Genomic DNA, 22,869 nt, shown 5'->3' on the forward strand with positions numbered 1-22,869 from the left:
TCCGGCGGGCCGGACCCCGCGGTGAGGTTGGCAACGCGGCTGACCGGTAGCCGCCCCCGACGGGGCAAGTGCTGCCGACCATGCCGGTGGTGACTGTCACGACGCGTTAGACGGTCGGCCGAGCCAGAAGGCGGCGACGGAGGGTTGGCCGGTGCCGACGGTGGAGCCGTCGTGGGGCAGGAACTCGGTCGGAGCGATGTACCCGTCGCCTGGTTCGAGGCGGATGCGCAGGCAGCGCAGCGGGTGTCCTGAGGCGGCGTATCGGCGTACGTCGTCGGTGTGGGGGTAGCGCTGCTCCGGGTCGGGGTACAGGACGTGGCAGATCTGCTGAACGTCCCGGTCGCCGACGAGGAGGTAGCGCGGGCCGGGTCCGAGGTTGAGGCACAGCCGGCGGCGGCTTTGGTGGCGTGTGGCGTACGGCAGGCGGTCGAAGTTGTCGACGTGGAGGCCGATGCGCCGCCGGGTGTCGGAGTCCTCGGTGGTGGTGGCCCAGTTGCCGGGGCTGGTCGCGCAGCCCAGAAGGTTGGCTGGCCAGCGGCCGTGGAGCGGGTCAAGGCCAGCGGCGACTTGGAGGCGCCCCGTAAGGTCGTCGGTGTCGAGGTCCGGGAGGGGCCGGTGTACGAGTTCGATCCGGACGCTGGCCGGTGTCGAATCGTCGGCACGGTACAGCTCGGCGTCGGCGGCGCTGAGGGGGCTCCACCGGTCGCTGGGGACGAGGGCGCCGTCGTCGTAGCCGGGCTCTTTGACGGTCAGCCGGACCGGCGCGACATCGCATCGGCCGCGTATGTCGTCGAACGTGTCGAACGTGAGTCGCGGGCCCATGGCTGGCCGTGCCTCCCTTGGGGGTGCTACTTGTCGTCGAGGTCTTCGCCGAGGGTCACGTCGAGCTCGGCGGTGAGAGCGTCGGCCAGCTGGAGTGTCTGAGCGTGGTCGATGACGACTTGTTTGAGCGAGGCCAGGCCGCGAAGCTGGGAGAGGTCGTTGCCCCGAAGGTCCAAGCCGCGGTACTTCCCGCCGTCGAACTCGGTCAGCCGCAGGTCGCATTCGTCGATCAGGGCGGCGCCGAGGTCGGCGGCGGAGAAGGTGGTCTCGCGCAGAGAGCACTTGGAGAAGATCACCGGCCCGGCGGTTCGGACGCGGGTGAGCGTGCTGTAGTCGAACTTGCAGTTCTCGAACAGGACGTTGTCGAGCGTGACGTCTTCGAGGGTGGCGCCCATCAGCTTGCAGTCGCGGAAGACAGCCCGGGAGACCTTGCTGTCGGTCCACCGCAAGGAGGCCAGAGCGCAGCCGGAGAACTCCACGGAGTCGACGAGGATCTTCTCCAGTTGCGTGCGCTGGGCGGTGAGGCCGCTGATCCGCCCGCCCAGTAGGTGGGTGTCGGCCAGGTCGAGGTCCCTCAGATCAGCGTCGGCGTAGTGGAACTCCGCCAGCCGGCCGCGGCTGCCCTCCAGCGAGGTGACGTTGGAGAGGTAGCGGCCCGGCTCGTTCAGGGCGGGGAGGGTGACGCTCGTGCGGCGGATCGTGCGGGTGTCCATCAGGCGGCCTCTCAGCGCGGCGACGCGATCGCCGGCACTGCCGGCACCCCAGGGAGGTGCCGGCAGAGAGCCGGCTACTTCTTCTTGTTCCAGTTGTCCCAAGTCGGGCGGTTGTCGAAAGGGGCCGGGTTCTTCGCCCAGTTGTCCCACGTGGGCTTGTTGTCCCACTCTGTTTCAACGATGCCCGGGGTCGGGACGTCGTGCGCGGCTGCCAACTCCATCACGACGGGGGCACTGGAGGTGGAGAGTTCGTCCAGCAGTGTCATGCGGCCGTCTCCTTCGTTGCGAGGGCGGACAGGGCCGTGACCAGGGCTTGCCGGGAGACCCGGCAGTAGTCGGTCTCGGTGGTCGTGAGGCTGCCGCTCTCGAAGTAGCGGTTGGCGGCCTGGGCGCCGCGGCAGAAGTCGAAGAACTCGCATTGGGCCTGGCAGCGGTCCAGGCCGGTGAGGAAGTCGCGGACGTAGTCCAGCCGGTGGGCGTCGCGGAGGATATCGGCAAGGGGTTGGTTGAGGATGTTGCCGGCCAGGAAGTCGCCGTAGGCGGGCTCCCGGGTGTCGGCGAGTTCCGGGGAGAGCAGGACCACGTCGCCCTTCCAGGAGACGGTGGGGATCGGGTCGAGGCGGCGCCGGTCCCACTCGGCTCTCCGTCCGGAGCGGATCAGCTGGAGGTAGTCGGCGAGGCGTTCGACTTCCCGGACCGTCGGGGAGCCAGGGTGCTCGCGGCTCCAGGTGAGGATGCGGCGCCAGAACTCCTCGGCCTGGGCCGGCGCGGGGGGTTGTCGGTCGGTGTTGGCCCCTTCGATCTCCTCGATGTTGAAGCCCACCGAGTGGCCTCCGAGAGCGGTCAGGAACTCCATCAGCTCCTCCGGCCTGGTGATGCCCAGAGTGCCGACCACGGAGATGACGGAGAACGGGATGCCGTGCTCGCGCGCCCGTGTGATGCCGCGCAGGATCCGGTCGAAGGCGGGCTTGCCTCGAAGGTCGACACGTTCGGCGTTCAGGGCGGCCGGCCCGTCGATGCTCACCCCGACGCGGACGTCGTAGGCGGCGAGCAGTTCGCACCAGGTCTCGGTGAGGAGTGTGGCGTTGGTCTGCACGTAGTGATGGACCCGGCCCGCGTGGCGCAGGCCCTCGAACGGCGCGAGCAGGGCCGCGAACCTCTGCTGGCCGACGGCGAGCGGCTCGCCGCCGTGCCAGACGACGCCGATCGGATGGCCGCTGTCCTCCAGAGGTCGTCCCGCGGCTTTGTGCCACACACTCAGCCCTGCTGGACGCCAGCACGAAGGCCCAGCTCTACACAGACCGGCTGATCTCCGGCCTCCTCCAGCCCTCGTCCACGACGCGGCGGGCCAGCCGCAGACGGCCGGTCTCGGTCAGGGGTGCATTGCGGTGGGGCACGAGGGCCTTCCGGTCGGTGTAGACGTCGCAATCCACACCGAACCGGAAGGCCCTCACCCGTTCAGGATCAGACCACCATGAACTTTGTCACCGACCTCCACGGACAGAACACCTAGACCACCGGCTGGGTCGGCCGGGTGGCGGTGAGCGCGAGCTGGCCCTTGAGCATCCGGCCGCCGTCGCCGGTGAGCCGCAGGTAGTAGTCGGACGAGCAGGGGGTGCCGTCCTCGTCCAGCGCCCACAGCCCGGAGCCGGAGGGCACCATGGAGGCGTTCTCCGCGGTCTTGGCGATCTGGTTGCCCTCGCCGTACTCGTCGAACATCGAGATGTAGATGCCCTGCACCCCGGCCCGGCACATGTTGTAGAACTGCCGCCACATGAAGTCGCCGTGCGCCCGCTGCCGGGCGGAGCAGTCGCCGGGCAGCACGCACGGCTGGTAGTCGATGCCGTGCGCGGCGCAGTCCGCCTCGTCGGGCACGGTGTAGGTGGTGTACGCGTTGTCGGAGTCGGCGGCGTTGCCGATCGCGCCCACCATCCACGGCGAGATCATGTTCAGCGCGTGGTAGACGTCGGAGAAGCCCGCGCGGGAGCCTCCGGTACCGGTCCGCCACTCGCGCGGCACCCCGCCGATCACGTAACAGCCCTGGCCCTTGAACCAGTTGATGACGTCCAGGCAGGCGTCGGCGGTGAACGGGTGGTTGTCGTCGTTGTAGCCGAAGCCCCAGATGCACACCACCGGCTTGCCGTTCTGCACCGCGTACGCCGAACTCGCCGTGTACGCCTTCATCTTGTTGGTCCAGTCGGTCTTGATCTCCGACTGCATGTTCGTCCAGCCCGAGACGTCGTACATGATGTAGAACTTGACGCCCTTGGCCTCGGCGGACGACCGCACCTTCTGCGCCATGGCGTCGCGGGTCGGGCCCTCGCCGCCGTTGGGGTTGAACCGCTGGAGCGCGGCGGTGTCGCAGCCGTAGGTCTTCATCCACGCGAAGTGGGTGTCCACGGTCTGCTGGTCGTAGGAGGAGAACAGGGTCGCGGCGCTGCCGCCGTTGAGGTTCGCGTACGCGGTCGGGTAGCCCTTGCTGTACTCGCGCATGTCGGGCCACGCCTTGATCGCGTTGTTGGACGTCGAGGGGGCCTTGCTCCAGTCCTGGCTCCAGTGCCACCAGCCGTTGATCGGGGCGCCGTCGCCGGCGCAGGCGAACCAGCCCTGGTAGCCGACGGTGATCTTCCCGACCACGTCGCCGGCGCCGCTGGCGGCGGGTGCGGCGGCCGCGGCGGTGCTCGCCTGGGCCGGCTGGGCGCCCGCGCCGAGGACCGCGAGTCCGGCGGCGGCCGAGCCGCCGGCGATCGTGCTGATGAACGAACGACGAGACACGTCCATGGTGACTCCGATGTCCAGTGGCCGAACCCAGGCCCCGCGTCTGGGCATACCGCGCATACCGCGCACGCCACGGCTCACCGGTGCGCTGAGCGCCCTGTGTGCGTGCTTGCGGTCGGGGCTGCGCGTGCGCTCCCGACGCACGCGCCACACTGAGCACTTGTGGCAGAGGGGTTGGCGTTCCGCAGGGATTCAACTGCCGACCCAAACATCCCGTCAAGGGACCGGACCAGATCCGCGATCACGCGACGTATCGACCGATTGGCCCTGTTCTGACGGACGTTGGTGCGACGTGGGGCCGCAGAAAGGTCCGATGACCCGGGTCATGGCGTCGCCGCCGGACGGCACCGGGGCGGAGCGCGACCCATGCGCGACGGATTGCCCGTGCCACCCCGCGCGGAGCCGCGGACCGTTCCGCGTCCGGCCGCCTGCGTACAGGTGATCGCGTCCGTCCGCGTACGAATGAACCCGGGTGCACCCGGCCCGCCCCGACCACCCCGGGCGGGCACACTGGCCGGGCCGCGCGCGTGCGGGAGCCGGGGTGCGGACGGGCTCGCGCCCGCCGTCCGGCCGCGCCGGTCCCGTCGGCCGACGGCGGTCGGTGTCGTCCGGCGTCGACCGGCGTCGACCGGCGTCGACCGATGTCGACCGGCGTCGTCCAGCGTCGTTCAGGGGCGGCTGATGACGGTCGGCGTCGTCCAGGAGACAGGAGAAGTGCACGGTGCTCGGACTGACCACCAGCCGGCGGCTTCGCGCGGCCGATGCCCGCGCCCGCGACGCGGTGTGCCTGATGCGGGCCGCCCGCACCGAGCTGGTCCGGGTGACGGCACAGCGGGACGAGGTCCTGCGGCTGGTGGAGCAGGCGTACGCCGACCTCATCCGCGAGCAGCACCACTCCGAGCGGAGCGCCCGCCACCTGCGGCTGCGGCTCACCCGGGCGCTGGAGAGCCTGGCGTACTGGCGGGCCGAGGCGGACCGGCGGCGGCGTGGGGCCCACTCCGCCCGCGTCGGGGCCCGTCAACCGGCGGCCCGGCTGCCGGAGCGGGGGGACCGGCAGGGGGCACAGGCGGCGCAGGGGGCTCGGGCGGTGCAGGAGACACAGGGGGCTCGGGCGGCTCAGGGGGTGCAGGGGTCGTCACAGGGGCCACAGAATCGTTTCGGCGCCCCCACTCCCCCGCGGAGCAACGAGTAGGACGGCGAGCGGGACAGCTCGGCGACGCCCCGGCTCAGTCCTCGTCGGCGCCGGGATCGTCGATGCGGTGGACCGCCGCCTCCTCGGCGCTGGCCGCGCCCCCGTCGATGCCCGCGTCCTCGGCGACGGTGTCGTCCTCGACGGGCCGCTCGACGCCCTGGCCCGGCGCCACGAGACGGCCGGCGCGCTCGTCCCCCGCCTCCTGCCGGCCCGGCTCCCCCTCGCCGCCGACGTGGCCGCCGTCCTCCGCGCCGACGTCGTCCGGCACCTCCTCCGCGAGCCGCTCGTCAAGGCTCTCGCCCTCGCGCTGCTCCCGTGCGGTGGTGCCGCTGCCGTCGATCGCGTAGGGCTTCTCCGGCGGCGAGTAGCCCTTGTCGAGCACCTCGTCGTAGTCGTCCTCGCCGAGGGCGTCCTCCATGTCCAGCGGGTCGTCCTCCTGCCCGTCGTCGTCGCCGGTGGGCTGGTAGACGTCGTCGCCCATCGATCCTTCGGTCATGCCCACCACTCCCTCTCGGTGCTCTTCCGCGCGTTGCTCTCCGTACGTCGCCGCACGTCACCGCACGTCACCGCGGGTCCTCGTCGTCCTCGGGCGCCGGTACGTGCCTGCCCGCTCAGCGGCCGGTGGCCCGGCCGGCGGGCAGCAGGCTGCCGAGGTCCGCCGAGAAGTCGGCGGCCACCTTGTCCATCAGCTCGGGTGACAGGGCGCCGTCCAGCACCTCCAGCACCGCGGCCGAGTCGCGCAGCGCGGCGTCCTCGGACACGCCGGCCCGGCCCGAGACCCGGGCGGCGAAGACGGCCAGGTCGAACCGCTCGCCCGAGCCGGGGTCGCGCCCCTCGTCGGTCGCGTCCTGGGCGGCGGAACGCAGGTGCGCGCCCAGGGTCGGCGGGAGCTGGGCGGCGACGTGTCCGGCCAGCCCCGGGGCGATCCGCTCGCCGAGGGTACGCAGCACCGCGTCGGTGGCGTGCTCGGCCGATCCGCGGTCCGGGAGGTGGGCGAGCGCCTGGACCTTGCCGATGATCTCGTCGTGCCGCATCGGTCCTCCACATGTCACAGCTGGTCGTGCGGGTACGGGCGGCCGGGGCGGCGGAGGCCGCCGCCGCGTCGGCGCCGCCGGGAACGGGCGCCCGCGGGCGGCACCGCGCGGGCCGCTTACGGCCACCCTTCGCGTACCCGGAACCGGGCGGGCCTACCGCCGTACGCGCGGCAGGTGCCGGGACGTGCCGCCGTAAGCGCCGTAGCCCGGATGCCCTTCTCCTGTGGCCGGTGGCGGAGCGGGGACGTGTAGTGGAGGCGGCACGGCCCCGGTCAGGCGGGTCGTCATCGTCCCGTCCAGGGTGGACGGATCTCCGAGGAGTCGTCGTGAGGAAGCACGTCCGAGCCTTCGCCGCAGTCGCCGGAACCCTGTTGGCCGCCACGGCGACAGCCTGCTCCCACCAGGCGGACCGCGGTTCCGCCGCCGCCTCGCCGTCCGTCGCGGGGACGTACGCCGCGGAGGACGCCGCGACGTCGACCCCCGCGACGGTGTCCACCAAGTCGGTGAAGCTCGGCAAGATCCTCGTCGACGGCAAGGGCATGAGCCTCTACCTCTTCCAGGCCGACAAGAACGGCAAGCCCACCTGCAACGGCTCGTGCGCGAAGGCGTGGCCCCCGCTCACGGTGACGGGGAAGCCGACCGCGGCGGGCGGCGCGCAGAGCAAGCTGCTCTCGACCGCCAAGCGCAGCGACGGTTCCACGCAGGTCACGTACAAGGGCCACCCGCTGTACCGCTTCGCCGGGGACACGAAGGCCGGCCAGACCAACGGCCAGGGCCTCAACAACTTCGGCGCCAAGTGGTACGTCCTGGGCACCAACGGCAAGCAGATCACCACCAAGTCCACCACGAAGCCCACCTCGGCCCCGCCCAGCGGCGGCGGCTACTGACCCGCGAGCCCCTCCCCGCCCGCCGGAGTGCCGCGGGGGGCGGATCGTCCTACACCGCCTCCCGCGACGGAACGAGAGGGCGCGACCGCTCGTACAGCTCCGCCACCCCGGGGTTCTTCAGGTGCGGGAGGATCAGCGACCGCATCGCCGCCATGCGCTGGTCCGCCCGCCCCGAGTGGACGAACGGATAGCCGTCGAGCGCCGTGTTCCAGGAGTCGACCGCCTCTTCGAGATGCCCGATCCGGAGCTGCCGCTCCGCGAGGATCGCGTGGAAGCGGACGGAACCGCGCCGGTAGTGCGAGTACTGCGCCTTGGTGCTGGCCTTCATGGCGTCGACGGAACCGGCGACGTCACCGAGCTCGTATCGGACCTGCGCGATGTGGTAGTTCAGCGCGGCGGGATCGTAGGAACCGAACGCCTTGGACCGGCTCTCCGCCCGTTCCATCGCCGCCTCTGCCTCGCGAATCCGTCGCAGGGCGACAGCGCGGTCGCCCTGCTGGGCCGCCGCGTGGGCCTGCTGCCCGGTGAGGAACGCGAGCATGCGCGGGCCTGCCTGGGGGGACGCGGCAGCGGCGGCGTCCGCGAGTTCGAGCGCCTTCGCGCCCTGCCCCAGGTCGACGGCCTGGACGCTCATCCCCCGCAGCGTCGTGCAGTACGTCAGATGGTCCTCGGCGGCGCCGGCCAGCTCCAGTGCCTTCAGGTAGTACCGCTGCGCGAGGCCGTGCAGCCCCTCGTCCACCGCCATGTAGCCGGTGAGGTACAGCAGATCCGACGTGGCCGAGAGCATCGCCCGGCGTACCTCCGCCGGCCCTTCGGCCCGGAGGTGCGGTGCGACGGTGTTCACCAGGAACGCGGCGGCCATGGGGCGGGCGTACCGGCCGCCGAACTGGTCGTCCAGCTCCGAGACCTTCTCCGTCATGGCCCGTACGGCCTCGACGTCCGCCATCCCGATACTCGCCGTACGACCGAGTCGCACCGCCTCCAGCCGGCCCACCACCTCCTGCCACGCCGGGATGGTCATCGCGGCGGAGAAGAGGGCGGCCCCGAGCACGCCGCGGCGGGAGGGGTCCATGTCCTGTCGCCCGAGCTCGATCACCCCTTCGATGGTAGAGACCGACGGCTCCTGATCCCGCGACGGCGGGAAACCTGCCTCCGCATGGGTGACCGGTCGGCCCAGCTTCCGCGTCAGGGCCTCAACCACCAGTGGCCGAGCGGCCTTTCGAGGCGTGGTGCCGTTGAGTCAGCCGTCGGCAGCCCGTTCTGCTGCCGGGGCGGCCGGGCTTCGGTGGGAAGGTGCCCCCCGGCCCGCAGAGCGGTGATCTAGAGTGAGCGTCGATGATCAGAACGTGGCCCGACATCGATGCCTGCCGCTTGGGGGATGCTGCTTCATGCTGACCGACTTCGTCGACCGGGTCGAGAGCCTGGCCGCGTTCAACGTCCTGGTGGACGATCTGTCACGCGGCCGGGGAGGCACCCTCGTCTTCGAGGGGCACCTGGGGATGGGGAAGTCGTCGCTCCTCGACTTCCTCGGCGAAAGCGCTCGGACGGCGAACGGGCCCGGGATCCGGGTGGTCGAGGCCCGGTGCACGCCGGAGATCGGGACCGGCCTGCAGTACGCGCCGGTCATCGACGTGCTGCGAGGGCTCCAAGCGCAGCGGACCCGCGCCCAGCGGTTCCGGGAGGGGTTCAGGCGCTCGGCCGTGACGGCCACGAGTGCGGCCCCGGAGGTGCTGGCCGCACTGGTACCCGGCCTGGAGCACATTCTCACGCTGGGCAAGGAAGTCACCAAGGCCGCACTGGCGACCGGCTCGATCCCCCTGGACAGCCTGCTGCCCTTCCAGCATGGCGCGGCCCAGCAGATCGCGGACACGATACTGTCGCTGGCCCGCTCGGGAAGCCCGGTCGTCCTGCTCATCGACGACATCCATGACATCGATCCCAGCAGCCTCCACGTCCTGGACCGGCTGCTGCCCCGGTTGTCCGAGGCGCCGCTCGCCCTGGTCCTCAGCCACGAACCGCGGACCTCGCCGAAGTCGACAAGGGGACTTCTGGACCGCTGGGAGAACGGCGGCCTGGCCACCCGCCACACGCTGGTGGGCCTGCCCGTGAACGCCATCGCCGAACTCGTCCTGCGGAAGCATCCGACGGCACCCGCCCAACCGCTGTCGATGGCGCTCAGCGAGATCACCGCCGGCCACCCGGTGTTCGTCCGGATGTGCCTTGACGCCTGGAAGGACGGGGACGGCCCGTCCCCCGAACTGCCGGCGGGACTCGCACGCGTCGTGGAGAGCCGGTTCGCCCCGCTCGACGTCCGCGACCAGGAGCTGCTGGAAGTCGCCGCCTCGCAGGGCGCGTTGTTCTTCTCCCCCATCCTGGCGCGGGCGCTGGGCGCGGAGCACGAGGAGGTGATGGGGCGGCTGCGGCGCATTGCCCAGGTCGACGAGCTGATCACGCTGGTGGCCACCCCGCCGGACTGGGCGGGCGCGGAGAGCAAGGACTGCTACACGTTCCAGCACCGCGCCCTGTGGGATGTCGTCTACAAACGGCAGACACCCGCCCAGCTCTGCACCCGCCACGCGAAGATCGCCGCCGCCTGGGGCGACGGACGGGACGAGTCCGTACCCCTCGCCCGCCGGCTGGAGATCGCCCGCCATCTGCGCCTGGGCGGCGCCGAGTGCCTGGCCGACTCCGCCGACGTCCACTACGCGCTGGCCCGTTCCGCCGCCACGGAGGGCATGTCGTACGCCGAGGCCGAGGAGCACTGCGCGGAGGCGATCCGGGCCGCTCGGGCACTTCCCCGGCGGCAGGAGGGGCGGGACCGGCGGCTGGCCGACGCCATCGAACTACTGCTCTCGCTGACCGAGGTGCGCTGGCGGGGGCAGCACGAGGCGGCGGGCCCGCCCGGCGACATCGACGGCCTCGCCGCCGAGGCGGAGGAGGCAGCCGAGCGGGTGGGAGAGCCCGAACTCGTGGCCCGCACCACCCTGCTGCGGGGAAAGACCCTCCTGGCCACGCGCGGTGTGGAGCCCTCGTTGGTCAAGCTGCGGCAGGCGATGGAGAGAGCCGAGGTCCTCGACGACCGGCGGCCGTCGTTCGTCGCCCGCGTGGAGTACGGCCGGCAGGTCGGCAAGCGCGACCTCGCCGAGAGCCTGCGGCAACTCACCGAGGCCGAGCGGATGTACGCCTGCGAACCCTCGCTCGGGGGGCGGCCCGATCCGGTGCTCCAGCACGCGAGGAACCTCGGCGAGATGCAGTTGGGCATCGCCCACTTCGACAGCGGCCACCTCGGCGAGGCGCTCACCCGCCTGGAGCGGTGCACCGACCGGCTGCGGCACGAGGCACTGCACGCCGAACTCCCCATCGCCCTGAACTACCTCGCCCAGGTACGGTTCGGGCTCGGGGACCTCCCGGGCGCCCGCGCCGCTCTGGAGGAGGCTCGCGCCTTCGAGGCCGAACGCGGCGGGGACAGCGGCTGGCACGCCTACAACACGGCCCTGCTCGCGTTCTCCTTCGCCGACTCCGCCCACGCTGCCCACGCTGCCGAGGACCGCGCGCACAGCCGCCGCCTCATCGAGGCGGCATGGGAGGAGACCACCCGCACCTGGTTGATCAACCTCGTACCGATCGTGCGCAACCTCTACGCCGAGGTCCTCCTGCGCACCAGCGGCAGGGACGCCCCCGCCGGGGAGCGCGACCACGACCTCCGACAGGACCTCCATCAGGCCGAACGCCTCGCCGAGGCCACCATCGCCGAGACGCGCGGGTCCGGCATGGTCCGCAGCGAGATCGCCGCGCGGTGCCTGCTCGGCCGCGTCAGCCTGCGTCTGGGCCGCGTCGACGAGGCAGCACACCGCCTGGACCAGGCGCTGCGTATCCTGAACGAGGTCGGTGACATGCCCGCGCTGCGTACTGAAGAGGTCTACTACTACGCCGCCCTCACCCACCGCGCCGCCGGCCACCGGGATCGCGGCCGCGAGCTGCTGGACCGCGCACGAGCGGAGGTGGCGCGGAAGGCCGGGCACATCCACGATCCCGAGCTGCTGGAGCTCTTCCGCCAGGAACCGCTGAACCGGCTCATCGCCGATGACGACCAGCCTTCTCAGTGAGCCACCACCGTGCAAGGAGCGCTGAAGCCATGCGGAGGTCTCTTCGTGACTAGGGTGCCGGGGTCGCCATGCTGATCATCACCAAGGAGTTCCACTTCTCCGCGAGCCATGTCCTGGACACGCTTCCCTCCTGGCACAGTTGCGCCCGCATGCACGGCCACAACTACATCGTGGTGCTGGAGCTGTCGGCGCTCCGGGAGGACCTGACCGAGGCGGGTTTCGTACGCGACTACCGGGACCTCGACATGTTCAAGAAGTGGTTGGACGACACGCTCGACCACCGCCACCTGAACGAGGTGATGGACGGGCTGTCGCCATCGGCCGAGAACCTCGCGCTGTGGCTCCACGACCTGTGGAAGCCGCGCCTGCCGGAACTCACGGCCGTGAGCGTCTCCGAGACCCCGAAGACCTGGGCCACCTACCGTCCCTCGGCCGACCGGCCTCCCGGGCCGTAAGGGACTCCGACTCCCCGTGCCGGGCCCCTGCGGGTGCCGGGCGGCCAGCGCGAGGAGCTGCGGGGGAAGGCCCCTCCCCGGCGCTGGTCCGGGAGGGGAGCGGCAGACGAGTCGGGCTGTAGGCCGGGTTCTGTCTCCGGTCGGCCTCGCGGCCGGCCGGGAGACGGCCATCCATCTAGGACCGGCGTTGCCGCCGGCCTCGTGCGGTCTACCCGCGAACTCGGGCGGGCAGCCCTCGAACGTCCGCGCGGGGCCGCGACCGCGGCCCCTCTTGACCTTGCTCCAGGTGGGGTTTACCTAGCTGCCCAGGTCACCCTGGGCACTGGTGGTCTCTTACACCACCGTTTCACCCTTACCGGGGGCCGAGGCCCCCGGCGGTCTGTTTTCTGTGGCACTGTCCCGCGGGTCACCCCGGGTGGGCGTTACCCACCACCCTGCCCTGTGGAGCCCGGACCTTCCTCGGCGGATCGGGTTGATCCGTCGCGGCCGTCCGCCCGGCTCGTCTGCCGTGCGGCCATCGTAGTCGCTCCCCGCGTCCCCTCGCGCACCGGCGCCCCGGGTCCGTCCGTGCGGCGTCCCGGGCCCGCCGGTGAGGCGGTGCGCACCCCGTAGGCTGGCTCCTACCGGGGAGGACGCGGCACCGGCCGCCGCGTCGCACCGCACAGCGCCCGGCGCCCGCCCCGGCCGGAGGAGGAACACCGTGCTCGTACTGCTGCCCCCGTCGGAGGGCAAGGCCACCGCGACCCGCGGCCGCCCCGTCGACCTGGACGGGCTCGCGCTGCCCGGCCTCACCGCCGCCCGCACCGGCGTGCTGGAGGAGCTGGTCGCGCTGTGCGAGGGCGACGTGGAGAAGGCGGCGGAAGTGCTGGAGCTGACGCCGGGGCTGCGCGGCGAGGTCGCCAAGAACGCCGCCCTGCGCACCGCCCCCGCGCTGCCCGCCGCCGACCTCTACACCGGTGTGCTCTACGACGCCCTGGGCCTGGCCACGCTGGACGCCGCCGCGCTGCGCCGGGCCCGCCGTTCTGTGCTGGTCTTCTCCGGGCTGTGGGGTGCCCTGCGGCTGACCGACCGGGTGCCGTCCTACCGCTGCTCGATGGGGGTGCGGCTGCCCGGAGCCGGTGGCCTCGCCGCGTACTGGCGGCCCCACCTGGAGGCGGTGCTGCCGGAGGCGGCCGGCTCGGGGCTGGTGCTGGACCTGCGCTCGTCGGCGTACGCGGCGGCCTGGAAGCCGCGCGGCCCGCTCGCCCAGCGCACCGCGACGGTGCGGGTGCTCCAGGTCTCGGTCGTGGACGGGGTGGAGAAGCGCTCGGTGGTGAGCCACTTCAACAAGGCGACGAAGGGCCGGCTGCTGCGGGCCCTGCTCACCGAAGGGGCCGCGCCGCGCACCCCGGCCGCCCTGGCCGGCGCGCTGCGGGACCTGGGCTTCACCGTCGAGGAGGCCGGCACCCGCCTGGACGTCCTCGTGCACGACGTCCACTGAGGCCCGACGTCCGCCGCGCGCCCGGCATCCAGTGAGGCCCGACGTCCGCCGAGTGCCCGACCTCCACCGAGCGTCCACGGCGCCGCGCGCCGCTGAACCCCCATCCCTGTCCCCGGGAGGGCCGAGCCACCACCAGGGCCGTTGCACACCGTGCAACGGTCGTTGCGCGCGGTACGGGCCGGGGAAAGGATGGGCCGCATGGACTCCGTGCTGGACCTCGCTCCCGTCCTCCCGGTGGTCGTCCTGGAGGACGCCGCGGACGCCGTGCCGCTGGCCCGGGCGCTGGCGGCGGGCGGCCTGCCGGCGGTCGAGGTGACGCTGCGGACGCCGGCCGCGCTCGCCGCGATCCGGGCCGTCGCGGACGGCGTGCCGGAGGCGGTGGTGGGCGCCGGTACGGTGCTGACGCCGGAGCACGCCGCCGCCGCGCGGGCCGCGGGGGCCCGGTTCCTGGTCAGCCCGGGGTGGACGGAGCGGCTGCTGGACGCGCTGCGCGGCTCGGGCCTGCCGTTCCTGCCCGGGGTGTCGACGGCGTCGGAGGCGCTGGGGCTGGTGGAGCGGGGCGTGCGGGACATGAAGTTCTTCCCCGCCGAGGCCGCCGGGGGCGTGCCCTACCTCAAGGCGCTCGCCTCGCCGCTGCCGCAGGCGCGGTTCTGTCCGACCGGCGGCATCGACGCCCGGCGCGCGCCCTCCTACCTGGCGCTGGAGAACGTGGCCTGCGTCGGCGGCACCTGGATGCTGCCGCGTGAGGCCGTACGGGCCGGGGCCTGGGACGAGATCGCCGCGCTGGCCCGGGAGGCGGTGGAGCTGGCCGCCGCCGCCCGACGCGGTACGGTCCGGCCCGGTACGGTCCCACCCGATACGGTCCGGCCCGGTACGGTCCCCCGCGCCGGGACGCCCGCTTGACCGTACGGGGGAAGCCGTACGGACGCCCGCGTCACCGTACGTACGAGGGGCCGGGGCTCCTTTCGGCCGGCGCGGCGCGGGCTACAGCGGCGGCGGGAGGCGGTTGAGGTAGCGCAGGGACGCGGCTCCGTCGGCGTAGTACGCGATCTCGGACAGGGACGCCGGAGCCAGCTCGAAACGGAACAGGGCCTCCTGGGGCGCCCCCAGCGCCAGCCGGACCAGCGTCTTGATCGGCGTGACGTGGCTGACCACGACGACCGTCCGGCCCCGGTACGCGGCCAGCAGCCGGTCCCGGGCGGCGGCCACCCGGGTCGCCACGGCGGCGAAGCTCTCACCGCCCGGCGGCGCGGCCTCGGGCGCGGCCAGCCAGGCGTCCAGCGCGGCCGGGTCCTGGCGGCGCGCCTCCGCGAAGGTCAGCCCCTCCCAGGCGCCGAAGTCCGTCTCGCGCAGGCCCTCGTCGACAGCGACGGGCAGGCCCAGCAGCGCGGCCAGCGGCTCGGCGGTCTGCCGGCAGCGGGCCAGCGGGGAGCTGACGACCGCGTCCACCGGAGTCGCAGAGGCCGCCGCGTCGAGCCCGCCCCGCTCGGCCAGCGCCCGGGCGGCCCGCGCTGCCTGCTCCACGCCGGCCTGCGCCAGTGCCGGATCGTCCCCGCCGCTGCCGGAGAACCGCTTCTGCCCGGTCAGCGCCGTCTCCCCGTGCCGCAGCAGCACGAGGACGGTGGGCGTCCCGAGGTCGGGGGCGCCGCGGCCGGCACGGGTACGGCGGCCGGTGACTCCGGCCCGGGGCCCGAAGGCGCAGCCCCGGACGGCGAGCAGTGCGCGGACTCCGTGGCTGTGGCGTCGCGCGCGGACTCCGGCCCGGGGCCCGAAGGCCCCGGGCCGCCGGGGGTACGGGCCACCGGGTCGTCCTTACAGGCCGGAGTCTGCCGTGCGCACCAGGATGCGAAGGCAGTTCTCGCACCGCACGACCGCGTCCCGGGGCGCCGACCGGACCTCGTTGAGCTCGGTGATGTTCAGCTCCAGCCGGCAGCCCTCGCAGCGCTTCTGGTAGAGCCGGGCCGCGCCGACGCCGCCGCTCTGGCCGCGCAGCTTGTCGTACAGCGCGAGGAGGTCGGTCGGGACCTCGCCCGCCAGCACCTCGCGCTGCTTGGCGACGCTGAAGCCCTCCGCGTCGATCCCGGACAGCGACTCGGTCTTGCGCTGCTCGGTCTCCGCGGCCTTGGCCTCCAGCGACTCGACCCGGGTGGCCAGCTCGGCGGCCCGCTCCTGGGCGCTCTCGCGGCGCTCCATCACCTCCAGGACGACGTCCTCCAGGTCGGACTGGCGGCGGGCCAGCGAGGCGATCTCGCGCTGGAGGTTCTCCAGGTCCTTCGGTGAGGTGACGGCGCCGGAGTCCAGGCGCTTCTGGTCGCGGGCGGCACGCTGCCGCACCTGGTCGACGTCCTGCTCGGCCTTGGTCTGCTCGCGGGCGGTGTCGCTCTCCTCGGTGCGCGCGGCGACCAGCAGGTCGCGCAGCTGGGTGAGGTCGGCGTTCACCTGCTCCAGCTCCGCGTGCTCGGGCAGGGTGCGGCGCCGGTGGTCGAGCTGCGCGATGCGCGAGTCGAGGGCTTGGACTTCGAGGAGTCGGATCTGGTCGGCGGGCGCGGCGTTCAGCGGGGGGCTCCTGGGCTGCTAGTGGAACGGTCGGCGCGCGAGGCGCCCATGGCGGTGGTGCCGGTGCTGCCGGCCGGCGGGTCGGAGGGCGCGTGGAGCGTCCACGGGTCGGTGACCGCGCGGGAGACGTGCGTGCGCAGCGCCCACCCGTGGCGGTCGGAGATCTCGTCGAGCTGCCCGGCCGCCTGCTCGCACCAGGGCCACTCGGTGGCCCAGTGCGCGGCGTCGACCAGCCCGAGCGGACCGGCCTGGCGCGCCTCGGACGCGGGGTGGTGGCGCAGGTCCGCGGTCAGGAAGGCGTCGACGCCGGCGGCCCTGACCTCGTCGAAGAGGCTGTCGCCGGAGCCGCCGCAGACCGCGACCGTGCGCACCGGGGCGTCCGGGTCGCCCGCCACCCGGAGCCCGGTGGCGGTGCGCGGCAGGCCGTGCGCGGCGCGCTCGGCGAACTCCGCGAGGGTCAGCGGCGCGTCGAGCTCGCAGATCCGGCCCAGGCCGCGGCGCCCGGCGGGGTCGGCCGGGTCCGGCACCAGGGGGCCGGTGACCCGCAGGCCGACGGCGGCGGCCAGCGCGTCGGAGACGCCCGGGTCGGCCCGGTCGGCGTTGGTGTGGGCCACCAGCAGGGCGGCGCCGGCGCGGATCAGGTCGTGGACGACGCGGCCCTTGAAGCCGGCCGGGCCGACCGGTGCGACGGTCGTCGTACCGCGCAGGTAGAGCGGGTGGTGGGTGACGACGAGGTCCGCGCCGATCCGCACCGCCTCGTCGACGACCTCCTGGACGGGGTCGACGGCGAACAGCACGCGGCGGACCTCGGCCGCGGGGTCGCCGCAGACCAGGCCGACGGCGTCCCAGGACTCGGCCAGGCGCGGCGGCCACAGCGCGTCGAGGGCTGCGATCACGTCGGAGAGGGTGGGCACGGGCACGAAACGAAGGGTACCCGCCCAGGGCGGGGCACCGGGAAGGGTGCGCGGGTGCGGGCGCAAGGGGAGCACAACTGCTCCGACCGCAACAACCCTTCGCCGCCAGGGACACCCTTACGTGTGAACCGTCCTGCCTCGCGTTGATCGTCCCGGCATGCGGAGAACTACGGTCCTGTGCCGGAGGTGGAGCAGCAGATGACCGTCCACAGGGCCGTCCGGACAGCAGGCGCAGCACGCGGGGTGGCACCCCCGGCACTCCGCGGCCGCCGCCGCGGTGGCGCCGGGGCCGCGGGCGCCACGCCCCCGGCGTCCCCTTCGTACACGAGTGCGGCACCCCTGGGTGCGACGGCGCCGGAGCCCGCCGCTGGCGGGGCCGGGACTGGGACCGGGACCGGGACCGGGGGCGCCTCCTCGGCTGCCCGGGCCGGGGGAGGCTCCGTGCGCCGCACCGGTTTCGCCATCGCCGCCGACGGCACGTACGCCGCCTGCCTGGCCGCGCCCCCGCCCCGGCCCAGGGCCCGGCTCCCGTCCAGGCGGCGGAGGGCGGGGCCGGAGCGGGCTGGTACGTGGAGCGGTGGTCCCTGGACAGCCCCGAGCCGTACACCGTGGCGCTGCCCGAGGGCTCGCCGGAGGCGCCGGACACGCGCGTGCTGCCGCTGCCCGACGGCCGGGTGCTGGCCGCCCGGCCGAACGGCGGCGGCGCCGATCTGGTGCTGCTCTACCCGTCGGGTGCGGGTACCGGCTCGCTGGCCGTGGGCTCGCTGGCCGGTACGGAGGTGCGGCTGCTGCCGGCCTCGGCCGTGGGGGCGTTCGCCACCGCCTACGACGGTTCGGCCACCGAGGTGTGGCGGGTGTGCGGGGCGTCGGACCGGGTGTCGGCTGGGGGGCTGGTCCGGCTGGCGCGGGTGCCCGGCCGGTGCACGGGCGGGGTGTGGCTGGACCGGGACGGGCGGCTGCTGGCGCTGGACCGGGAGCTGGGCGGGCGGACGAAGTCGGTCGCCGTCGACCTCGGCTCCGGCACGGTGAGCCCGCTGCTCCAGCTCTCCGAGGCCAGCGACGACCGGCTGCTGCTGGCCGAGCCGGACAGCGGGCTGATGCTGGTGCGCAGCGACGCCACCGGGGAGGACCGGCTCGGCTGGGGCGTGCTCGGCAGCCGCCACCCGGTCCGCTTCCCCGAGGCGCTGCGGCTGCCGGGGGCGCTGCTCACGCCGGTGGCCGCCCAGCCGGGCCAGATCCTCACCCCGGAGGCCGCGGTGGTGGCGCTGCGCTGCGAGGTGCCCGGCGGCGAACGGTCGCTGGCGCTGTGGCGGCCGGGCGGCCGGACGCTGCACTGGCGGGCGGTGCCGCGCGACTGGCTCGGCCCGGTCGCGCTGTGGCTGCCGTCGGCGCCCCTGCGGCTGCCCGCCGCGCCCCGACCCTCGTCCCCTACGACCCCCCTGCCGCCGACGGCCCCGACGGCCCCGACGGCCCCGACATCCCTGGCCTTCCGTGCTCTCCCGCCGGGTCGGCCTCCCCGGTCGGCGTACCCCTGCCCACCGCGCCGGACCGGTGCGGGGACACCCCGCCGCTGGCGGCGCTGGAGCGCCGTCCGGGCCGGGCCGCGCTGCCCGGCGTCCGGACTCCGGCGGTGCTGCCGTTGCAGCAGGCGCCGCTGAGTCCGGTGGCCTGAGCCCGGTGGCCTGAGCCCCGTCGCCGGCCGACCGGCCTGGGTGCCGGCGGACCGGTCAGCGACCGCTGATCCCAGCAGGCAGGGGCTTGAGCAGGGGCTTCGACGCGCCGCGATCAGGAACCCGAATCGCCGGTGATCGCGCGTCTCCTCGGGTTCCATCCCGCCGGGGGCACGAGTTCCGGGAGTTCCTGCGCTACCGCGACGCACCAGCCCATGGACTCGTCAGGGGCGACAAGCTCGACCCTGAACATCCGCACCGGATACGCGGTCGCCAGCCTCGCCCTCCACGACTCGACCAGAACCGCGCCGAGTTCTCTGGCGGCAGCCTCGTTGTTCTCTCCTGTGCCTCTGATCATCCTGAACATTTCCTGGAGTTCGAAGTAGTTGTAGCCGTCGACCGCGTCCGCCCAGGACAGGGGAGCCCGGCTCCCGCCAGGAGCGGGCGTGACCATGCGTTCTCTGATGTGCGCCTCGTCATCCCCCCACAGGCAGAGAAAGACCGCTCCCTCGAATTCCATCAGTCTGGGCCAGAAAAGATACGAGTAGGCGAGGGCCTGCGCCGTGTCGCCCAGTTCGCTGACGTACGCGACCGGATCGTTCGCATCGACCTCGGGGAAACTCTCCCGCAGAATCCTGCCCACGGCCTCCTCGTTCACCGCTCGCCGCCTCCGCAAGCGGGCTCGGTCGTCCCGCCACCCACAGGGCCGTAGTTGGCCGCCAGGGCCGCAGCGTATTCGTCCGGGACGGTCCAACCGGCGAACGTCGGCGGGAGATAGGACTCCAGCGCGCCCGCCACGTCCAGGAAGGGACCGAACCGGGCGCACCATTCACTGCGCGCGGCCTCGTCGGGGAAACCCTGGAAGATCGCCACCTCGGGATCTCTCTCGCCCCAGCACCCCCATTTTCCGGATGCTCCGGTCAGCGCGACGACATTCGCCGAGATCGTGAGCGACTCCGCGAAGTCGCCGTCGCACTCGTAGCCGACCGCAGCCCAGTACCCGTCCTCACCTGCCTCGACGGACAGGGATACCGCCGGATATCCCAGCCTCTCGCGGAGGGAGAAACCGTCGCGGTCCGGTTCGAGGACGAGGATGTCGATACGGTCGTCCCCGTGCCACCGGGCCATCGCGCGGAGTGCCGGCCAGAGCTCCGGAGTGAGCAGCACGTCGAACTCACAGAACAACGCGTCCCCCGCCCGCTCCCTGAACGCCTGGCCAGGGAGCCTGGCATCGAGATCGAAGGTCACCGCGGCACGAGAGCGGATATCCAGGTATCCGCTCCGATCGACGACCGCGTCGATCTCCGCCATCAGTCCTCACCCAACCCGTTCTCGATGTGCGTGGCTTCCCCGGCCCTGGCGCCGGCCTCACATCCGGCCTCACGACGGTGGCGGCCCCCGCGGAGCCGGCCGGTCAGGTCCGCCAGAGCCTGCCGCAGGTCCCGGGCAGAGGCCAGGTCGCGATGCTCACACTCGACCTGGCCCGTCGCGATCACGCCGTACTCCAGTTCCGCCTCACCGGTGTCCCACACCGTCAACCGGCCCACGGCCCGCGGACCGTCCAGCGCCACGGTCATACTCGCCTTGGCCCACCCGGACGGGGACTCGTCCACGTGCACCACGATGCCCTCGGCGGCAAGCGGCACGGCTCGACCGGCGACCCAGGCGCTCAGCGCGGGCAGCAGCGGCTGGTCCACGGTCGTCCCCTCTCCATCAGCCGCCGGATGTCCGACCCGGTCGGGCACTTGCGGCACCGCGGCACCGCGGCACCGACAGCTTCGGCACGCTACGCCACGGGCACGCCGACGACGCCGCGGGGGCTCCCCTGGCACTGGCCGCGGCCTGTCCTCACGGCTCTCCCACCCCGACGAACTCCAACACGGCGGCCGACAGACGCTCTCCGCAGACCGGGCACGCCGACTGGAACGCGTGCACACGTGAACGGGCCAGGGAGTCGGAGAACAACGGCAGAACCGGGTCCAGGGCCACCACGCGCAGGTACGCCCCGCACGGCTGGTGCCTCATACCGAGAGCCTCACCGACGACGGCGCCGGCGAAGTCGGCCTCGGTCGCCGTACCCGCCGCGACCCGCGCGTCCAGGGCCGCGAGGTCGCTCCCGTCACTCCAGTGGAGGCAGAAGCGGGCGAGCGGCCACGTCGGGAGGACCCTCACCACGATGCGGCGCATCCGCGGATGATCGGCGAGCAGACGGTCTTCCGGCTCACGGAAGCCGTCGACCGGCTCGTCGGCACGGATCACCTCCCCCTTCCGGAAGTAGCGGGCCTCCAGGGCGCGGAACGTCACCGCCAGCCCGTCCACAGCTCCACCTCGATCATGTTCGAAACCAGTGCCCCGCTCCCGCCCGAGCGCGCCCACGTCAGCGCCTACGGCGGCGAGCGCGACTCGCCCCACGTCCACGTCCACGACCTTGGCGAGGAGCGGTGAGAACGGTGAGAGCGGCAGGGTGCCACGCGCGGATGGGCAGTGCCCTTAATCTGGTGGGAGACAGCAGCCTACGTGCAGCGACGGGGGATGACGATGACCAGTGCACCTGGTGACGTTCCGCGTCCGTCCGGGTCTGCGACGACAGCACACCCGCTACGGACAATTCGCGATATCCGGGAGTCGTTGCCGGAGGATCAAGCCCGGCACTTCGACGCCGAGCTCGCAGACACGGAGCTGGAGGCGCTCCCGGAGATGCTGAGCCGATGGATCCGACTGGCCACTGACAGTTTCGAAGATTTCTTGCTGTCCCAACCCTTCGAAGGGCTGGAGTTCGGCGCACGCTCCTACGATGACGACCCGGTAGGCGATAGGTGATCTACCTGCTGGACACGAACGTCGTCGCGGAACTCACCACGCGCCTGCGACCTGATCCTTGCGTGGTGGCGTGGCTGCGATCAACACCGCGCCCCAACCGCTTCCTGAGCGTCATCACCATCGCCGAGATCGAAGCCGGCGTGACGGCCACGCCAGACCGCGCACGGCAAGCGCGGTATGCCGCGGTCCTCGCAGCTGCCCGACAGGAATACCGCGACCGTATCGCGCCGATCGGCGAACGTGAGGCCACGGCCTACCTCGCTGTCCACAAAGCACTGAAGGCAGCCGGGACGAACATCGACCCGCCGGACGCGCTCATCGCCGCCACCGCGCTTGCCAACAACTGGACTGTGGCGAGCCGCAATATCAGGCACTTGGAGCGAACTGGCGCCGTAGTGGTCAACCCGTGGGACTTCAGCGCCTAGCAAGGTCGATGTCCGCAGGGACCCGGAGAAGCACGTTCATCGTGGCGGGTGGCTCGGCGGGCGGTCGTGGGCATACGCGGACGGTGGACGGGCGCTGTCCGGAGGTCATCCTCTCAACGTCGTGGTCCGCTCAGGTGTCAGCCCTGTACAGCGGCCGCTGGGGTCCGCGGTCGAGGAGCCGCTCCACTCCGATCCGAACGCCACCGCTACCACCACCGCCACCGCCACCGGATGGTTCCGGTGCCGGACAGGCCGGTGCCGGACACTCTCATGTCGTCTCCGGCCGGGTCGCCGGCCCCGGTGGGTCCGGGTTCCCGCTCCGGCCTGGAGGGCGCAGTGTCTCGGCTCGGTGACGGGTCCGTGACGGGTCCGTGACGGGCGCGGCGTGGTGATCGGCGGGCTCGGGCGTGATCGGTAGACTCGCCAGCGTTTCTGGGCAAGCGCCCGATGTGGGCGTGTCGTCGCAGGTGGCGGTGGGACCGCGCGGTGTCGGACGGCGGGTTGTCGGCTGTACCGCCCGGGACGCGGGTCGGCCGCCCTCGGCGCGGGCCGCGCCTCCGCCGGTTGGACCGACCGGTCGGCGTTCGGCAGCCGGGAATGCGACCGCTGGGCCAGGGGTTCCCGGGTTCAGGGGTCTGTCAGCGAACAGCAGCAAGCACGGGGAGCACGGGAGACATGTCGGACGCACGCACGGCCGAGCACGCCGAGGACACCGCGGGACGGCACCGCGGGTCGGCCTCGAACGACGACGCCGAGACCGCCGCACCGCACGGGCGGCACCGCCGCGACGAGAACGGCGACTGACCGGGCCGCTCGCACGGGGCCGGGCAGTGACCGGCCGCGACCGGCCGGACGGCGGTGGTCCAGGGCTCTCGGGCCCCGGACCGCCGCCGTCCGCTGTTCCGGCCCTCGTGTCCGGCCTCGCGCGTCCGCCCGGGGCAACGTGGCCCGAGGGTTGGGTACCGTGGCCGGTGCTCCCCGCCCGGCGGCCCGCCCCGCCTGACCCGCGGGGCCCGC

General features: G+C 73.1%; 24 protein-coding genes and 1 other RNA gene. 9 read left to right on the plus strand and 16 right to left on the minus strand.

What is annotated here, in order from left to right; genetic code table 11:
• Nucleotides 1-96: 96 nt before the first annotated feature.
• The 5 genes from BS72_RS04085 to BS72_RS04105 form a co-directional block, all read right to left on the minus strand.
• Nucleotides 97-822, minus strand: coding sequence for a hypothetical protein (locus BS72_RS04085; RefSeq protein WP_037906459.1), 726 nt, complete (start codon nt 820-822; stop codon nt 97-99).
• A gap of 26 nt (nt 823-848) precedes the next feature.
• Entirely contained in the window at nt 849-1,535 is a 687-nt protein-coding gene (locus BS72_RS31980; RefSeq protein WP_051950657.1) for a pentapeptide repeat-containing protein, read from the minus strand.
• Nucleotides 1,536-1,609: 74 nt separating this feature from the next.
• Nucleotides 1,610-1,801: a multiple cyclophane-containing RiPP AmcA gene (gene amcA / locus BS72_RS04095; RefSeq protein ID WP_037906461.1), complete on the minus strand. Its 192-nt coding sequence runs from the start codon at nt 1,799-1,801 to the stop codon at nt 1,610-1,612.
• Nucleotides 1,798-2,790: a cyclophane-forming radical SAM peptide maturase AmcB gene (amcB, locus tag BS72_RS04100; RefSeq protein WP_198545751.1), complete on the minus strand. Its 993-nt coding sequence runs from the start codon at nt 2,788-2,790 to the stop codon at nt 1,798-1,800. The genes amcA and amcB overlap by 4 nt, the downstream gene beginning before the upstream one ends.
• 254 nt (nt 2,791-3,044) lie before the next feature.
• The gene (locus tag BS72_RS04105; protein WP_037906464.1) at nt 3,045-4,316 is read right to left on the minus strand and encodes a glycoside hydrolase family 71/99-like protein; all 1,272 of its coding nucleotides are present in this window, start codon (nt 4,314-4,316) and stop codon (nt 3,045-3,047) included.
• A 718-nt stretch (nt 4,317-5,034) separates the two neighbouring features.
• Between BS72_RS04105 and BS72_RS39080 the strand changes: the two genes are divergently transcribed.
• On the plus strand, nt 5,035-5,505 hold the full coding sequence (locus tag BS72_RS39080) for a hypothetical protein (RefSeq protein WP_037906467.1): 471 nt from the start codon (nt 5,035-5,037) through the stop codon (nt 5,503-5,505).
• A gap of 34 nt (nt 5,506-5,539) precedes the next feature.
• On the opposite strand, the gene BS72_RS04115 is transcribed toward BS72_RS39080, so the two are convergent.
• Nucleotides 5,540-6,001 carry a DUF5709 domain-containing protein gene (locus tag BS72_RS04115; RefSeq protein WP_037906470.1) on the minus strand — a complete coding sequence of 154 codons (462 nt, stop codon included), beginning with the start codon at nt 5,999-6,001 and terminating at the stop codon, nt 5,540-5,542.
• 115 nt (nt 6,002-6,116) lie between these two features.
• On the minus strand, nt 6,117-6,539 hold the full coding sequence (locus BS72_RS04120) for a DUF2267 domain-containing protein (protein WP_037906471.1): 423 nt from the start codon (nt 6,537-6,539) through the stop codon (nt 6,117-6,119).
• 326 nt (nt 6,540-6,865) lie between these two features.
• Between BS72_RS04120 and BS72_RS37720 the strand changes: the two genes are divergently transcribed.
• A complete protein-coding gene (locus BS72_RS37720; RefSeq protein ID WP_037906473.1) occupies nt 6,866-7,426 on the plus strand; it encodes a COG4315 family predicted lipoprotein in 561 nt (186 codons plus the stop codon).
• 49 nt (nt 7,427-7,475) lie between these two features.
• On the opposite strand, the gene BS72_RS04130 is transcribed toward BS72_RS37720, so the two are convergent.
• Nucleotides 7,476-8,522 (minus strand): transcriptional regulator, encoded by a 1,047-nt coding sequence (locus tag BS72_RS04130; protein ID WP_322942091.1) that lies wholly within the window; start codon nt 8,520-8,522, stop codon nt 7,476-7,478.
• A 292-nt stretch (nt 8,523-8,814) separates the two neighbouring features.
• Here BS72_RS04130 and BS72_RS04135 point away from each other — a divergent pair, with 292 nt between their 5' ends.
• Entirely contained in the window at nt 8,815-11,532 is a 2,718-nt protein-coding gene (locus BS72_RS04135; RefSeq protein WP_037906475.1) for an AAA family ATPase, read from the plus strand.
• A gap of 68 nt (nt 11,533-11,600) precedes the next feature.
• Nucleotides 11,601-11,987, plus strand: coding sequence for a 6-pyruvoyl trahydropterin synthase family protein (locus tag BS72_RS04140; RefSeq protein WP_037906478.1), 387 nt, complete (start codon nt 11,601-11,603; stop codon nt 11,985-11,987).
• A gap of 103 nt (nt 11,988-12,090) precedes the next feature.
• Here BS72_RS04140 and rnpB read toward each other — a convergent pair.
• An RNA gene (rnpB, locus tag BS72_RS32035) (RNase P RNA component class A) lies at nt 12,091-12,489 on the minus strand.
• Nucleotides 12,490-12,687: 198 nt separating this feature from the next.
• On the opposite strand from rnpB, the gene yaaA reads away from it, so the two are divergent.
• The gene (gene yaaA / locus BS72_RS04145) at nt 12,688-13,467 is read left to right on the plus strand and encodes a peroxide stress protein YaaA (RefSeq protein ID WP_037906480.1); all 780 of its coding nucleotides are present in this window, start codon (nt 12,688-12,690) and stop codon (nt 13,465-13,467) included.
• A 198-nt stretch (nt 13,468-13,665) separates the two neighbouring features.
• Nucleotides 13,666-14,370: a bifunctional 4-hydroxy-2-oxoglutarate aldolase/2-dehydro-3-deoxy-phosphogluconate aldolase gene (eda, locus tag BS72_RS04150; protein WP_078900994.1), complete on the plus strand. Its 705-nt coding sequence runs from the start codon at nt 13,666-13,668 to the stop codon at nt 14,368-14,370.
• Between the two features lie 81 nt (nt 14,371-14,451).
• Here eda and BS72_RS04155 read toward each other — a convergent pair whose 3' ends face one another.
• The 3 genes from BS72_RS04155 to BS72_RS04165 all read right to left on the minus strand — a co-directional run bounded on the left by BS72_RS04155 (nt 14,452) and on the right by BS72_RS04165 (nt 16,937).
• Complete coding sequence (locus BS72_RS04155) at nt 14,452-15,081, minus strand: histidine phosphatase family protein (protein WP_198545752.1); 630 nt, start codon at nt 15,079-15,081, stop codon at nt 14,452-14,454.
• Nucleotides 15,082-15,279: 198 nt separating this feature from the next.
• A complete protein-coding gene (locus BS72_RS04160; RefSeq protein WP_051950659.1) occupies nt 15,280-16,023 on the minus strand; it encodes a zinc ribbon domain-containing protein in 744 nt (247 codons plus the stop codon).
• Entirely contained in the window at nt 16,020-16,937 is a 918-nt protein-coding gene (locus tag BS72_RS04165) for a Nif3-like dinuclear metal center hexameric protein (protein ID WP_037907590.1), read from the minus strand. The genes BS72_RS04160 and BS72_RS04165 overlap by 4 nt, the downstream gene beginning before the upstream one ends.
• Nucleotides 16,938-17,506: 569 nt before the next feature.
• Here BS72_RS04165 and BS72_RS04170 point away from each other — a divergent pair.
• Nucleotides 17,507-18,595: a hypothetical protein gene (locus tag BS72_RS04170; RefSeq protein ID WP_051950660.1), complete on the plus strand. Its 1,089-nt coding sequence runs from the start codon at nt 17,507-17,509 to the stop codon at nt 18,593-18,595.
• 127 nt (nt 18,596-18,722) lie between these two features.
• Here BS72_RS04170 and BS72_RS04175 read toward each other — a convergent pair whose 3' ends face one another.
• From BS72_RS04175 to BS72_RS04190, 4 genes are all read right to left on the minus strand, one after another.
• Nucleotides 18,723-19,265 (minus strand): hypothetical protein, encoded by a 543-nt coding sequence (locus BS72_RS04175; RefSeq protein ID WP_051950661.1) that lies wholly within the window; start codon nt 19,263-19,265, stop codon nt 18,723-18,725.
• The gene (locus tag BS72_RS04180; protein WP_051950662.1) at nt 19,262-19,918 is read right to left on the minus strand and encodes a hypothetical protein; all 657 of its coding nucleotides are present in this window, start codon (nt 19,916-19,918) and stop codon (nt 19,262-19,264) included. Before BS72_RS04180 ends, BS72_RS04175 begins: the two co-directional genes overlap by 4 nt.
• Nucleotides 19,918-20,304 (minus strand): immunity protein TriTu family protein, encoded by a 387-nt coding sequence (locus BS72_RS04185; RefSeq protein WP_051950663.1) that lies wholly within the window; start codon nt 20,302-20,304, stop codon nt 19,918-19,920. Before BS72_RS04185 ends, BS72_RS04180 begins: the two co-directional genes overlap by 1 nt.
• A 151-nt stretch (nt 20,305-20,455) precedes the next feature.
• Nucleotides 20,456-20,926, minus strand: a complete 471-nt coding sequence (locus tag BS72_RS04190; protein ID WP_157856143.1) for a hypothetical protein — start codon at nt 20,924-20,926, stop codon at nt 20,456-20,458.
• Nucleotides 20,927-21,423: 497 nt separating this feature from the next.
• Here BS72_RS04190 and BS72_RS04205 point away from each other — a divergent pair, with 497 nt between their 5' ends.
• Both BS72_RS04205 and BS72_RS39085 read left to right on the plus strand, forming a co-directional pair.
• Nucleotides 21,424-21,852, plus strand: coding sequence for a PIN domain-containing protein (locus BS72_RS04205; protein WP_037906487.1), 429 nt, complete (start codon nt 21,424-21,426; stop codon nt 21,850-21,852).
• 675 nt (nt 21,853-22,527) lie between these two features.
• A complete protein-coding gene (locus tag BS72_RS39085) occupies nt 22,528-22,656 on the plus strand; it encodes a hypothetical protein (protein WP_265736773.1) in 129 nt (42 codons plus the stop codon).
• Nucleotides 22,657-22,869 lie beyond the last annotated feature (213 nt).

This window comes from Actinacidiphila yeochonensis CN732 (assembly GCF_000745345.1).
Classification (GTDB): Bacteria; Actinomycetota; Actinomycetes; order Streptomycetales; family Streptomycetaceae; genus Actinacidiphila; species Actinacidiphila yeochonensis.